This window comes from Leifsonia poae (assembly GCF_027921845.1).
Classification (GTDB): Bacteria; Actinomycetota; Actinomycetes; order Actinomycetales; family Microbacteriaceae; genus Leifsonia; species Leifsonia poae.
Map to the genome: position 1 here is coordinate 229,375 of NZ_BSEN01000006.1, position 12,552 is coordinate 241,926.

Below are 12,552 nucleotides of genomic sequence, written 5' to 3' on the forward strand. Positions count from 1 at the left end.
CCACGAGGCGCGCGCGTAGCCTGGTGCCATGACGATCCCCACGCTTCCGCTCAACAACGGCACCAGCATCCCGCAGCTCGGGCTCGGAACCTCCCCGCTCGACGACACGGATGTCGAGCGCGTCATCATCGAGGCCGTCGAGATCGGCTACCGTCACGTCGACACCGCCGCCAAGTACGGCAACGAGGTCGGCGTCGGGCGCGGCCTGCGCAACAGCGGCATCGCGCGCGGGGACGTCTTCGTCACGACGAAGCTCGACGGGCCGTACCAGGGCGAAGACCGGGCCATCGCCGGTCTCGACGCCTCCCTCGAGCGCCTCGGGCTCGAGTACGTCGACCTGCTCCTCATCCACTGGCCGCTGCCCGCACGCGGAGAGTTCGTTTCGACGTGGCGCACATTCGAGAAGCTCGCAGCCGACGGCAAGGCACGGGCGATCGGGGTGTCCAACTTCAAGCCGGCCCACCTCGACCGGCTGATCGGCGAGACCGGAACGACCCCCGCGGTCAACCAGATCCAGCTGAGTCCGGCGATCACCCGCCGGGAGCAGCGGCAGTACAACGCCGAGCACGGCATCGTCACCGAGTCGTGGAGCCCCCTCGGTTCCGGAACGGACCTGCTCGCGTCGCCCGTGCTCGCCGAGATCGGGCGCAAGTACGACAAGAGCCCCGGCCAGGTAGTGCTCCGCTGGCACCTCGACAACGGCCTCGTCGCCATCCCGCGCAGCGCCAACCCGCAGCGGCTCGCGCAGAACATCGATGTTTTCGATTTCGCGCTCGACGCCGACGATCTCGCCGCCCTCGACACGCTCGACCAGGGCCCGGATGCGGGCGTCGACTCCGACCGCTCCGGTCACTGACCCGCGCTAAAGGCCTCGGGCGTCGAGCGCGGCCCGGGCCAGCGCGAGCGCGGCGTCCGTCGACAGTCCCAGGCTCGCGGCGCGTTCCGCGAACGCTGCGGCGGCCTCGGCGCCCTCGCGTTCCGCATCCGAGGTGGCCGCGACGAACGTCCCCGCGCGCCCGCGCGTGACCACCACCCCGTCGTGCTCCAGCTCGCGATACGCGCGCGCCACCGTGTTCGCCGCGAGTCCCAGCGACTCCGCCAGCGCGCGCACCGGCGGAAGTCGGGACCCGACCGGCAGGCTCCCCGAGCGGGCGCCGCCCGCGATCCCGCGCTTGAGCTGTTCGAACGGTGGAACGGACGACGCCGCGTCCACCGTGAACTCCAGACCCTCGATCACTCGTCCGCTCCCGTCTCCGCGCCGACCAGTGGCAGTACCACCGTCACCACCAGCCCCGTCGCACCACCATCCCCGTTCGCCAGCGCGACCGAGCCGCCGGCGGAGCCCGCCAGCGCCCCCACGATCGCGAGGCCGAGCCCGCCGCCCGAATGACCGGTGCGCGAGGCCTCCGCCCGCGTGAACCGGTCGAGCGCGACGGGGATGAACTCCTCCGGCATCCCGGGACCGCTGTCGCGCACCGTCAGCACGACCGTCGTGGCCGTCGTCGTGAGCTCGGCGGTGACCCAGCCCTCGGCATCCGCCGCCGCGTCGTGCGCCTCGCCGTCGTGCGCCTCGCCGTCGTGCGCCTTGCCCTCTGGCGTCGCCGCGTCTTCCGCCCCCGCCTCCTGGGCCTCGGTGATGGCCCGGATCGCGTTGCCCAGCAGGTTGTCGAGGATGCGCCCGACATCGGTGGGGGAGAGCGCCACCACGAGATCGGCGGTCGATCGCCCGCGCGGCGTGTAGTCGAAGTCGATCGAGATCTGATGCGCGTCGTCGTCGCTCGAGCGCGAGGCGATCAGCCGCGCCCGGTCGATCGCGTCCGCGAGCTCGTCGGTGAGGGTGCGCCAGTCTGTTCGCCCGCTCGACGGCCCCGCCTCGATGCGGGACAGCGCGAGCAGGTTGTTGGCGAGCCGGCCGAGGCGCAGCGCGGTCGCGTGCGACGCCCGAATGTCGGTGAGCAGGGCATCCGGGTCGCCGACGTCGAGCTCGGCCAGCTCCAGCTGACCTCGCAGCACGGCGAGCGGCGTGCGCAGCTCGTGGCTGGCATCCGAGACCATCTGGCGCTCGCGATCGGCGGAGGCGCGCAGCCGCCGGATCAGGTCGTTGAGGGTCGTCGCGAGCTCAGCGAGTTCGTCGCGGGCCGGCCCGACCGGCAGGAGACCCGTCGAGGAGACGTCGGCGATGCGCTCGGCCTGCTCCCGCATCCGGCTGACCGGACGCAGCGCCGTGCGCGCCAGCAGCCACGAGGCCGCGCCGAAACCGACGACGAGGATCCCGGCGCCGACGAGCAGCGCACCGGTCAGCCGGTCGAGGATGAGGTTCGTCGTCTCCGAGTTGCGGGCAGCGATCACGTGGATCGTTCCCGCGCTCGTCTCGACCTCGCGCACCAGCACGAGGTACTCCTCGTCGCCGACCTGCACCGTCTTCGGGTCGTCTCCCAGTGCGACGAGCCGCGAGACCCGGTCCTCGAGGGCCTCAGGAAGGGTCGAGGCGAGCATCACGTTGCCCGGGCCGACGATCGCCAGCTCCTGACCCCCGCCCGGCAGGTCGAAGGGACCGGCCGGATTGTTCTTGAGTGCCGCAGCGGGCGCGGCGACGTCGTTGTCGAGCAGCGTCACCGTGGCGTTGTGCAGGATGGCCGCGACGCCGAGGCGCACGACCTCCACCGCGACGAGGCCGAACAGCGTGGCCACGATGAGACTCCCGATCGTGATGCGTGCCGTGATCGAGAGCCGGCGCAGCCACTTCATCGGCGGCTCACGGGGTCGCGGTCGCGGCGTTCTTGGCGTCGAGGCGGTAGCCCCGGCCGCGTTCGGTGATGATGGCCAGCCCCGCGTCCGCCAGTTCGAGCTTTTTGCGGAGGTACGAGACGTACTGGTCGATCACGTTGGTGCCGATGTTCTCGCTGGTTCCCCAGACGGTCTCCAGGATGTCGGAACGGGCCAGGGTCTTGTCGGGGTTCGTGGCGAACAACCGGAGCAGCGTGAACTCGCGCCGGCTGAGGGGCATCTCGTGCCCGGCGACGAGCGCGCGGTGCTCGTGCGAGTCGATCGTGAGCTTGCCCACGACGACCTGCGGTCGCATACCGCTCGGCTCGCGACGCAGCAGCGCCCGGATGCGCGCGGCCAGCTCGGCGAACGCGAACGGTTTGGTCAGGTAGTCGTCGGCACCCGAGTCGAGACCGTGCACGCGGTCTTCGATGGCGTCGCGCGCGGTCAGCAGCAGGATCGGCATCGGGTTCGTCGCCTCACGGATGTGGCGGCACAGTTCGAAGCCGCTCATCCCGGGCAGCATGACATCGATCGCGGCGGCGGAGAAGCTGTCGGCGCGCAGGGCGATCAGCGCGTCCACTCCGTTGGTGACGAGGGTCACCTCGTAGCCCTCGGCGGTCAGGCCGCGCTCGACGAGGCCTCCCATGTCCGGATCGTCTTCAACAACCAGCAGCTTCATGGGATCATCGTGCCACCGTTTGCCGTGGCCGCGCTTGAAGTCGGTGAGTACGCGCTGGGTGCTTGCTGAACCTTCTCGCAGGGTGGCGGTGGCTCAGCGGGCGTCGCCCTCGACCACCGTGCGCATCCCCTCGAGTGTCGTCGACCAGTTGGTGGACATCCGCTCGGCCTCGGCCGCGTCGGCGCAGCCGTCCTGCGTGATGGTCACGGCGGTCCCGTCGCCGTCGGGCGCCAGGGCGTACGTGACGTTCTGATAGCTGGCCGGCTCGTCCGGCTTGCCGCTCAGCGGGCTGTAGTAGCTCGTGACGAGCCGGGTCGGGGGAGTGATCTCGAGGATCACGCCCTTGTCCTCGTAGGGCTTGCCCTCCCACTCGCCGCGGTAGACGATCGGGCTGCCCTGCCGCCAGTCCGTCTCAACCTGCGTTCCGTAGAGATACTCGGCGATGGTCGCGGGGTCGGTCACCGCATGCCACACGGTGTCCGGGGCGGCATCGATGCGGATGCGGGCTTCTGCTGTCTCGGTCATGTCACCATGCTGCGCGCATCCGGCCGGAAGGGCTTGAACAAATGCGACGGCCGACGGCGATGGCCGGCGCCCGGGTCAGTCGTGGCCGCGATGGATGAGCCGCGAGAGCACGATCGCGCTGCGGGTGTGGTCCACGTTCGGCGCCAGCCGTACGCGCTCGAGAGCGGCCTCGAGGCTCGGGATGTCGCGCGAACGGATGTGCACGATCGCATCCGCGCTGCCCGTGACGGTCCCGGCATCCACGACCTCCGGCACCGCCGACAGGATGCGCAGTAGCTCGTCGGGAGCGACGGTGCCACGACAGAACAGCTCGACGTACGCCTCCGTGCTCATCCCGTCGATCGTCGGGTCGACCTGGATCGTGAACCCGCGGATCACCCCGTCGGCCACCAGCCGATCCACTCGGCGCTTGACGGCGGAGGCCGACAGGCCGACCACGGAGCCGATGTCTCCATAGCCCGCGCGCGCGTTCTGGCGGAGCAGGTCGAGGATGCTGCGATCAAGGTTGTCCACGGGCGCAAGCATACGGTGGATCGTTGCGTCCACCCAGCGATTCACGCAGAATTCCTGCGCGACGTTTCCGTGCGCCGTCACGCGCGCGCGTGAGCGTCGGCGGAGCCGTCCCGGCCGCCGGTCGCGCACGAAAGTGCCGTCGCGACCTCGAAGAGCGGTGATTTCGTGCGCGAAAAGGCGGACATGTGAGCACATCCGTGTGTGACACTATCCCCATGTCGATCACCCACGAGGATGCGGAAGCCTGCACGGTCCGCCCCGACCGCACGGCGACCAGCCGGTCGGTGCTGATGTGCCGGCCCGAGCACTTCACGGTCGTCTACCGCATCAACCCGTGGATGGACCCGCAGCTGCCCACCGACACGAGCCGCGCGGTGGCCCAGTGGGAGCAGCTCTACCGCACATACCTCGACCTGGGCTTCGACGTGCAGCTGATCGATCCGATCGAAGGTCTGCCCGACATGGTCTACGCGGCCAACGGCGGCTTCGTGATCGACAACATCGCCTACGGCGCGAGCTTCACGTTTCCCGAACGGCAGTCGGAGGGCCCCGCGTATATGCGCTGGTTCGCCGACAACGGGTACGAGGTCGCGCAGCCCGAGAGCGTGAACGAAGGCGAAGGCGACTTCCTGCTGGTCGGCGACACGATCCTGGCCGGCACCGGGTTCCGCAGCGCCAGCACGAGCCACACAGAGCTGGCCCGCATCTACGGCCGCGATGTCGTATCCCTCACCCTCGTCGACCCGAGCTTCTACCACCTCGACACGGCGCTCGCGGTGCTCGACGGCACCCCGGGCCAGGAGCACATCTCATATCTGCCGTCCGCCTTCGACGACGCGAGTCTCGCCCTCCTGCGCGAGCGCTACCCCGACGCGATCATCGTCAACGACGACGATGCCGCGGTGCTCGGTCTGAACTCGTTCTCCGACGGCTACAACGTCGTCATCGCCTCCCGCGCCGCCGATTACGACCGGCAACTGCGCGAGCACGGCTACAACCCGATCGGCGTCGACCTCTCCGAGCTGCTCCTGGGCGGCGGCGGGGTCAAATGCTGCACCCTCGAACTCCGGCGCTGAAAGGACCGCGCATGACACGCGAGACCGACACTCTCGACACCGGCGTGACCGAGACCGTCGCGCACCACCTGCATCCCGAGACTCCGGCGGCGACCTCCCGCCAGGCCGAGGCCATCGAGCGCGAAGAAGCGCACACCGCGCACAACTACCATCCGCTGCCCGTCGTGGTCGCCGAAGGCGAGGGCGCCTGGGTCACCGACGTCGACGGCCGGCGCTACCTCGACTGCCTCGCTGCCTACTCGGCCGTGAACTTCGGGCACTCGAACCCCGTGCTCCTGGATGCGGCCCGCGCGCAGCTCGACCGCATCACGCTGACGAGTCGTGCCTTCCACAACGACCAGCTCGGCCCGTTCGTCGAGGGCCTCGCGCAGCTCTCCGGCAAAGACATGGTGCTCCCGATGAACACCGGCGCCGAGGCGGTGGAGTCGGGCATCAAGGTCGCCCGTGCCTGGGGCTACCGGGTGAAGGGCGTTCCGGATGGTCTCGCCAACATCATCGTGATGTCGGGCAACTTCCACGGCCGCACGACCACCATCGTCGGATTCTCCGACGACCCGAGCGCGCGCGATGGCTTCGGTCCGTTCACGCCGGGCTTCCGCACCGTTCCGTACGGCGACGCGGATGCCCTCGCGGACGCGATCGACGACAATACGGTCGCCGTGCTCATCGAGCCGATCCAGGGCGAGGCGGGCATCCTCGTTCCGCCCGCCGACTACCTTCCCGCCGTGCGCGCCCTCTGCGACGAGCGCCGCGTGCTCTTCATCGCCGACGAGATCCAGTCGGGTCTCGGCCGCACCGGCGCGACGTTCGCCTGCGACCTGGTCGGCGTCGTGCCCGACCTCTACCTGCTCGGCAAGGCGCTCGGCGGCGGCATCGTGCCCGTCTCGGCCGTCGTCGGCAACGCCGACGTGCTGGGCGTACTGCAGCCGGGCGAGCACGGCTCGACATTCGGAGGCAACCCCCTCGCGGCCGCGGTCGGTCGCGCCGTCGTCGGGATGCTCGCCACCGGCGAACCGCAGGAACGCGCCGCCCTCCTCGGCACCCGACTGCACACCGGGCTCTCACGGCTCGTCGGTCACGGCGTGCTCGAGGTGCGCGGCGCCGGGCTGTGGGCGGGGATCGACATCGATCCCGAGCTCGCCACCGGTCGCGAGGTCTGCGAGCTGCTGATGGAGCGCGGCCTGCTCGCGAAGGACACCCACGGTTCGACGATCCGGCTCGCGCCGCCGATCGTCGTCGATCCCGCCGACCTCGACTGGGCTGTCGATCAGCTCGAGGCCGTGCTGCAAGACCTGTCCGCCGGGCGCTGACGCCCCCGGACAGCGAGCGGATGCGCGGCCGACCCGAAGGCGGCGCATCCGCTTATCTCGTTCGCCGCTCCGCGTAGTCCCGGCTGTTCCGCCCCGGGATTCGGCGCCGGCGGCCGCCGCTCGCGGACAACCCGTTCTTCCCCTCGAGCGGGGGGAGTGGGAGCATGTCACCCATGAGTAGCGCTCCAACGCGGACCGGCCCGCAACAGCCTCCGGAGAAGGGCAGGACCTTCTTCGGGCAGCCGCGTTCGCTGGCGAACATCTTCGGCGTGGAGATGTGGGAGCGCTTCTCGTTCTACGGCATGCAGGGCATCCTGCTCATCTACCTCTACTACACGGCGGCGCAGGGCGGTCTCGGGATCGACCAGCCGACCGCTGCCGGTGTCGTCGGTGCCTACGGCGGTGCGGTCTATCTGTCGACCATCCTGGGCGCGTGGCTCGCCGACCGGGTGTTCGGGTCAGAGCGCGTGCTGTTCTGGAGCGCCGTCGTGATCATGGCGGGGCACCTCGCCCTGGCGCTGATCCCCGGCGTGGGCGGTGTGATCGCGGGCCTGCTGTTCGTCGCGCTGGGCAGCGGCGGCCTGAAGGCCAACGCCACCCGGATCGTCGGCTCTCTGTACGACGAGCACGACAGCCGTCGCGACGCCGGCTTCTCGATCTTCTACCTCGGCATCAACCTCGGTGCCTTCTTCGGCCCTCTGCTGACCGGCCTGCTGCAGACGACGCTCGGGTTCCACTGGGGCTTCGGACTCGCTGCGGTCGGAATGGCGATCGGCCTGATCCAATACTCGTTCGGCCGCAAGCGTCTGCCCGACGAGGCGCGCGAGGTGCCGAACCCGCTGCCGGCGTCGCGCCGGCCACTGCTCATCGTCATCGCGCTCGTCGCCGTCGCGGTCGTGGTGGTGCTCGTGCTGGCGCACGTGATCACCGCTCAGAATCTCGCACTGATCGTCATCGGGCTCGTGATCATCGCCGCGATCGCCTACTTCGTGGTCATCCTGAGCTCGAAGCTGCTGAGCGGCGTGGAGCGCAGCCGGATCTTCGCGTTCATCCCGCTGTTCATCACGAACGCGGCGTTCTGGACGTTGTATCAGCAGCAGTTCACGGTGGTGACGATCTACTCGGACGAGCGTCTCGATCGCAACCTGTTCGGCTGGGAGTTCCCGGTGTCGTGGGTGCAGTCGATCAACCCGATCTTCATCATCATCCTGTCGGGCGTCTTCGCGGCGATCTGGACCAAATGGGGCGACAAGCAGCCCTCGACGCCGCTGAAATTCGCGGCGGGAACGGTGGTGATGGGGCTCGCGTTCCTGCTCTTCCTGTTCTGGGCGGGCGGCGGCAAGAACAGCACTCCGCTGCTGGCGATGGTCGGCATCCTGCTCGTGTTCACCATCGCGGAGCTGCTGATCTCTCCGGTGGGCCTGTCGGCGTCGACCAAGCTCGCCCCACACGCGTTCGAGGCGCAGATGGTGGCGCTGTACTTCCTGTCGGTCGCGCTCGGCACGGCCATGGCCGGCCAGCTCGCCAAGCTCTACTCGCCCGCAACAGAAGGCATCTACTTCGGCATCATCGGCGCCGTGGCGATCGCGATCGGTGTCGTCCTCGGGCTGATGAGCCCCTGGGTGCTCAAGCTGATGCGAGGTGTGCGCTGAGCACCGGTCGCGCTACTGGCCGCGGCCGGTCTTCGCCTGCAGGCGGTCGATCTGCTCCGACGCCTCGGCCTTGGTGAGGTCGGCGGGCAGCTCCTCGCCGGCTTCCCGGGCGAGCGTGTCGAGATAGCTCCGCTGCGGCGCCGTCATGGCCTCGTCGCCGGTCACCCAGTCGCTCGGATCCTTGCTCGCGGGGTTGGCCGCCTCGGGCCCGGATGCGCCCAGGATGTCGTCGTCGTCGGGCGTCGGGGACGAAACGTCGGGCACCTGCGGGTCGCGCTGTTCATCACTCATTGCGTGGACGGTACCCCGTCCGTACTCAGACCTCGACCCCTGCGCGACGGGCTCCCAGGAGGTTCCCCCGCGCCGTCGATGGCGCGCGTGAGGCAGGATGGAGGGCATGGCTGAGCTGCTGGCGGTGTGCCGCGTCGAGAAACTGATCCCGGATGCCGGGAACGTCGGTGTCACCGCGATCGACAAGCGGCCGGCGACGAAGCCGCTGCGGGTGCGCCCGTACGGTCTGTACGGCGATGTGCAGGCCGACCGCAAGCACCACGGCGGCCTGACGAAGGCCCTCTACGCCTACGCCGAAGAAGACGCGGGCTTCTGGGCGGGTGAGCTGGGGCGCGACATCCCGGCCGGATTGTTCGGCGAGAACCTCCGCACGGCGGGGCTCGACGTGAACGGCGCCGAGATCGGCGAGCGGTGGAGCATCGGAGACGGCCTCGTGGTCGAGGTCACGTGCCCGCGCACACCGTGCGCCACCTTTCAGCGGCGCATGGCCGAACCCCAGTGGGTCAAGCGGTTCACCGACGTGGGGCTTCCCGGCGCCTACCTGCGCATCGTCCACGCGGGAACGATCGCGGCGGGCGACCCCGTCGACGTGGTGTCCCGTCCCGGTCACGGGGTGAGCGTCGCATCCTGGTTCACCGGGGCCGACGAGCTGCAGGCCGACGCCCTGGAAGCGTCGGAGCGTGCGGGCGCGGTGAGGCTGGTGCCCGAGATGCACGAGTCCATCGCGAAGCTGCGCGTACGGATCGCGTCAGCATCCGGTGCGCCGGCGTCCGAGAACCGTTAGGACCGCACACCGGGTGGCCGCGCAGGCGTAGTCCTGAGAGCGTGACTCTCACCAACCTGCTGCCAACCCTCCGCCTCACCCTTCCCGACCCGCTCGACCGCGACCGCTGGCCCGAGTACACGACAGCCACAACGCAGGATGTCGTCATCGCCGGCGTCTCTCTGCTGCGCCTCGCCGAGTGGTGCAGCACGCCATGTCTGCACACCGCGGCCGCCGTGATTCCGGGAACGGGCGGGCGCCCGAGCGAGACCGAGCTGACGTCGGTCGTCGTGGTGCGCGTCGAAGCGGTCTCGGCGCGGCCTGATGGTGGCCTCGCGGTGCGCATCGACGGCGACCTGGACCTCGTCGCGGCGGTCACCGCCGAAGCCCGGCTCATCGGCAGGGTGTCGACGGTCCGGAACACGCGCGTGCGCATCGGCGCAGCCATGCTGGAACTGCCGGGCGACGTGCGCGCCGGCGACCTCGTCACCGTGCCGATCGCCGGGGTCGCGCGCCTGCACGACGTCGACCCACGCCGCCATCCGGCTGCCGAGGCGGCGCCAACCGCGACCCCGGATGCCCCGCCGTCGCGCTGCGGACGCTGAGTCGGGCATCGACTGGAGTGGTCACGCATCCCTCCATTCAGTCGTACGATTGCTGAATGGAACTGCGCCAACTCGAGCACTTCGTCACCGTCGCTGAAGAACGGCATTTCACGCGCGCGGCCGAGCTGCTTCAGATCTCGCAGTCGGGTCTCTCCGCATCCATCCGTTCGCTGGAGCAGGAGCTCGGCACCTCGCTGTTCATCCGCAGCACCCGTCGCGTCGAACTGACGACCGCCGGGCAGGCATTACTCGCCGATTCCGTGCGGACCCTCGCCAGCGCGGCCGCCGCGCGCAACGCGGTCGCGGCGGTGCGCGGCCTCGTGCGCGGCCGCCTGACGATCGGCGCCGAGCCGTGCCTCGGGTCCGTCGACCTCCCGGCGGAACTCGCGTCCTTCCGCACGGCCAACCCGGGCGTCGAGGTGCGGCTGCGCTACTCCGGTTCCATCGAGCTCGTGGATGCCGTGGCGGGCGGTCGCGTCGACGTCGCGCTCGTCGTCGACACCGGTCACACCCCCGCCGGTGTGCAGCTGCGCCGGCTCAGTACGCAGGAGATGCTCGTGCTCTGCCATCCGGATCACCGGTTCGCGGCCGAGCGGAGCATCCCGTTGGAGAGCCTGCGCGGCGAGCCGCTGATCGGCTTCCAGGAAGGATGGGGCGCGCAGGCCCTTGCGCGCCGCGCCTTCGCGTCGGCCGGGTTCGACTACCGCGCCGCGATGGAGGTCAACGACGTGCATCCGCTGCTCGATCTGGTCGGCTACAACCTGGGCGTCGCGATCGTTCCGGCGAGTTTCGCCCGCAAGCGCCCCGACCAATTGGTGGCGGTCGCACTGAGCGGCGACGTGCCGGCGTGGAACGTCGCGGTCGCCGTCGCCGAGGAACCGAGCCCCGCCGCGGGGGCCTTCCTGCGTCAGCTGCAGCCCGCCTGACGTCGGCGCGGGCGCGCCTCGAAGCGGTTGTAACAAACTCTTTACACGCCTTGTGTGGAAATAACTTGCAGACCGCTCTCCGATCACGGAGACTATTTCCATCATGTTCCGGGCACTCGCCCACTGACAGTTTCGAAGAGGAGACAGCACCATGAAGAAGCGCTATCTCTCCATCGCTGTACTCGCCATCGCTGCACTCGGGCTCACCGCCTGCTCCAGCGGGACGAGCGGTGACGGAGGATCGGTCGACGCGAAGGGCCAGAAGCTCACCGTGTGGATCATGCAGGGCACCAACCCCGACTCGACCGCCTTCTTCGACAAGGTCGGCACGGAGTTCAAGAAGGAGACCGGCGCCACCCTCGACGTGCAGTTCGTGCAGTGGGCGGATGCGCATGACCGGTTCGTCACGTCGATCGCGGGCAATACGACGCCCGACGTCGCCGAGACCGGCACCACGTGGACGGCGGAGTTCGCGGACGCCGGGGCGCTCGCGCCGATCGGCGACTACGTGAAGAAGGCCGACGTCGAGAGCGACCTGGTCGCCGGGCTCAAGCAGTCGGGCACCTACGACGGCGAGCTGTACGGCATGCCCTGGTACGCCGGAGTGCGCTCGCTCATCTACCGCGCCGACGTCTTCAAGGAGCTCGGCATCGCGGCACCCACCAGCTGGAAGGAGATCGTCGCCGCCGGCGAGAAGATCAAGGCGGCGAAGCCCGACATGATCCCGTTCGCCGTCCCCGGCAACGCCGAATTCGGCGTGTACCCGTGGGTCTGGGGCGCCGGCGGCGAGGTCGCCACCGAGAAGGGCAAGAAGTGGACCTCGGAGCTCGACAGCGACGCGTCGCGCGAGGGCATCCAGTTCTACACCGACCTGGCCACCAAGTACGGCTTCTCCACTTCCGGTGCCACCACCTGGAAGGAGACCGACGTGCTCGACAACTTCAACCAGGGCAAGGTCGCGATGGCCATCCAGGGTTCGTGGACGCCGGCCACCGTCGTGCAGAAGGCTCCTGAGCTCAAGGGGAAGATCGCGGCGACGCCGATTCCGGGCAAGGACGGCGGCATCAGCCCGTCCGTTCTCGGTGGCTCGCACCTCAGCATCTTCAACACGGCCAAGAACAAGGATCTCGCCTGGTCGTTCGTCAAGATGATGACCACCGGCACCTTCGCCAAGGAGTGGGCATCGCAGACGGGCTACTTCGCCGGCCTCAACTCGCTGGTCAAAGACACCATGAAGTCGGACGACCCGCTGGTGAAGCCCTTCGCGACGCAGCTCGTCGACGGCGGGGCCTCGGTGCCCGTCACGCCGCAGTTCGGCGCGGTGCAGGCCAAGCAGACCACCAACTCCATGATCCAGTCCATCCTCTCGAAGCAGAAGTCGGTCGACCAGGCGACGACCGACGCTGCCAAGGAGATGACCCAGATCCTGAACGACAAGTAGCC

14 protein-coding genes are annotated in these 12,552 nt (G+C 69.4%); 8 read left to right on the top strand and 6 right to left on the bottom strand.

Annotated features, from left to right (window positions below; translation table 11 throughout):
- Positions 1-28: 28 nt before the first annotated feature.
- On the top strand, positions 29-856 hold the full coding sequence (locus PKE84_RS08080) for an aldo/keto reductase (protein WP_271176716.1): 828 nt from the start codon (positions 29-31) through the stop codon (positions 854-856).
- Positions 857-862: 6 nt separating this feature from the next.
- On the opposite strand, the gene PKE84_RS08085 is transcribed toward PKE84_RS08080, so the two are convergent.
- From PKE84_RS08085 to PKE84_RS08105, 5 genes are all read right to left on the bottom strand, one after another.
- Positions 863-1,237, bottom strand: a complete 375-nt coding sequence (locus tag PKE84_RS08085; RefSeq protein ID WP_373877127.1) for a GntR family transcriptional regulator — start codon at positions 1,235-1,237, stop codon at positions 863-865.
- Positions 1,234-2,748, bottom strand: a complete 1,515-nt coding sequence (locus PKE84_RS08090) for a sensor histidine kinase (RefSeq protein WP_271176717.1) — start codon at positions 2,746-2,748, stop codon at positions 1,234-1,236. The genes PKE84_RS08085 and PKE84_RS08090 overlap by 4 nt, the downstream gene beginning before the upstream one ends.
- A gap of 7 nt (positions 2,749-2,755) precedes the next feature.
- Entirely contained in the window at positions 2,756-3,448 is a 693-nt protein-coding gene (locus tag PKE84_RS08095) for a response regulator transcription factor (protein WP_271176718.1), read from the bottom strand.
- 93 nt (positions 3,449-3,541) lie between these two features.
- Complete coding sequence (locus PKE84_RS08100) at positions 3,542-3,973, bottom strand: SRPBCC domain-containing protein (protein WP_271176719.1); 432 nt, start codon at positions 3,971-3,973, stop codon at positions 3,542-3,544.
- A 75-nt stretch (positions 3,974-4,048) separates the two neighbouring features.
- Entirely contained in the window at positions 4,049-4,486 is a 438-nt protein-coding gene (locus PKE84_RS08105; RefSeq protein WP_271176720.1) for an Lrp/AsnC family transcriptional regulator, read from the bottom strand.
- 215 nt (positions 4,487-4,701) lie between these two features.
- Here PKE84_RS08105 and ddaH point away from each other — a divergent pair, with 215 nt between their 5' ends.
- The 3 genes from ddaH to PKE84_RS08120 all read left to right on the top strand — a co-directional run bounded on the left by ddaH (position 4,702) and on the right by PKE84_RS08120 (position 8,524).
- On the top strand, positions 4,702-5,562 hold the full coding sequence (gene ddaH / locus PKE84_RS08110) for a dimethylargininase (RefSeq protein WP_271176721.1): 861 nt from the start codon (positions 4,702-4,704) through the stop codon (positions 5,560-5,562).
- An 11-nt stretch (positions 5,563-5,573) separates the two neighbouring features.
- The gene (gene rocD / locus PKE84_RS08115; protein WP_271176722.1) at positions 5,574-6,872 is read left to right on the top strand and encodes an ornithine--oxo-acid transaminase; all 1,299 of its coding nucleotides are present in this window, start codon (positions 5,574-5,576) and stop codon (positions 6,870-6,872) included.
- 173 nt (positions 6,873-7,045) lie between these two features.
- Positions 7,046-8,524 (top strand): peptide MFS transporter, encoded by a 1,479-nt coding sequence (locus PKE84_RS08120; protein WP_271176723.1) that lies wholly within the window; start codon positions 7,046-7,048, stop codon positions 8,522-8,524.
- A gap of 12 nt (positions 8,525-8,536) precedes the next feature.
- On the opposite strand, the gene PKE84_RS08125 is transcribed toward PKE84_RS08120, so the two are convergent.
- Positions 8,537-8,815 (bottom strand): DUF3072 domain-containing protein, encoded by a 279-nt coding sequence (locus PKE84_RS08125; protein WP_271176724.1) that lies wholly within the window; start codon positions 8,813-8,815, stop codon positions 8,537-8,539.
- Positions 8,816-8,921: 106 nt separating this feature from the next.
- Between PKE84_RS08125 and PKE84_RS08130 the strand changes: the two genes are divergently transcribed.
- The 4 genes from PKE84_RS08130 to PKE84_RS08145 all read left to right on the top strand — a co-directional run bounded on the left by PKE84_RS08130 (position 8,922) and on the right by PKE84_RS08145 (position 12,550).
- On the top strand, positions 8,922-9,599 hold the full coding sequence (locus tag PKE84_RS08130) for an MOSC domain-containing protein (protein ID WP_271176725.1): 678 nt from the start codon (positions 8,922-8,924) through the stop codon (positions 9,597-9,599).
- Positions 9,600-9,640: 41 nt separating this feature from the next.
- Positions 9,641-10,183, top strand: a complete 543-nt coding sequence (locus PKE84_RS08135; protein WP_271176726.1) for a hypothetical protein — start codon at positions 9,641-9,643, stop codon at positions 10,181-10,183.
- Between the two features lie 56 nt (positions 10,184-10,239).
- A complete protein-coding gene (locus tag PKE84_RS08140) occupies positions 10,240-11,109 on the top strand; it encodes a LysR family transcriptional regulator (protein WP_271176727.1) in 870 nt (289 codons plus the stop codon).
- Between the two features lie 151 nt (positions 11,110-11,260).
- Complete coding sequence (locus tag PKE84_RS08145; protein WP_271176728.1) at positions 11,261-12,550, top strand: sugar ABC transporter substrate-binding protein; 1,290 nt, start codon at positions 11,261-11,263, stop codon at positions 12,548-12,550.
- Positions 12,551-12,552: the final 2 nt, after the last annotated feature.

Bases quoted from the DNA above. Each gene is read 5' to 3' on its own strand.
- PKE84_RS08140 (WP_271176727.1), top strand. From the start codon at position 10,240: ATGGAACTGCGCCAACTCGAGCACTTCGTCACCGTCGCTGAAGAACGG.
- rocD (WP_271176722.1), top strand. From the start codon at position 5,574: ATGACACGCGAGACCGACACTCTCGACACCGGCGTGACCGAGACCGTC.
- PKE84_RS08100 (WP_271176719.1), bottom strand. From the start codon at position 3,973: ATGACCGAGACAGCAGAAGCCCGCATCCGCATCGATGCCGCCCCGGAC.
- PKE84_RS08095 (WP_271176718.1), bottom strand. From the start codon at position 3,448: ATGAAGCTGCTGGTTGTTGAAGACGATCCGGACATGGGAGGCCTCGTC.
- PKE84_RS08125 (WP_271176724.1), bottom strand. From the start codon at position 8,815: ATGAGTGATGAACAGCGCGACCCGCAGGTGCCCGACGTTTCGTCCCCG.
- ddaH (WP_271176721.1), top strand. From the start codon at position 4,702: ATGTCGATCACCCACGAGGATGCGGAAGCCTGCACGGTCCGCCCCGAC.
- PKE84_RS08145 (WP_271176728.1), top strand. From the start codon at position 11,261: ATGAAGAAGCGCTATCTCTCCATCGCTGTACTCGCCATCGCTGCACTC.
- PKE84_RS08080 (WP_271176716.1), top strand. From the start codon at position 29: ATGACGATCCCCACGCTTCCGCTCAACAACGGCACCAGCATCCCGCAG.
- PKE84_RS08120 (WP_271176723.1), top strand. From the start codon at position 7,046: ATGAGTAGCGCTCCAACGCGGACCGGCCCGCAACAGCCTCCGGAGAAG.
- PKE84_RS08130 (WP_271176725.1), top strand. From the start codon at position 8,922: ATGGCTGAGCTGCTGGCGGTGTGCCGCGTCGAGAAACTGATCCCGGAT.
- PKE84_RS08090 (WP_271176717.1), bottom strand. From the start codon at position 2,748: ATGAAGTGGCTGCGCCGGCTCTCGATCACGGCACGCATCACGATCGGG.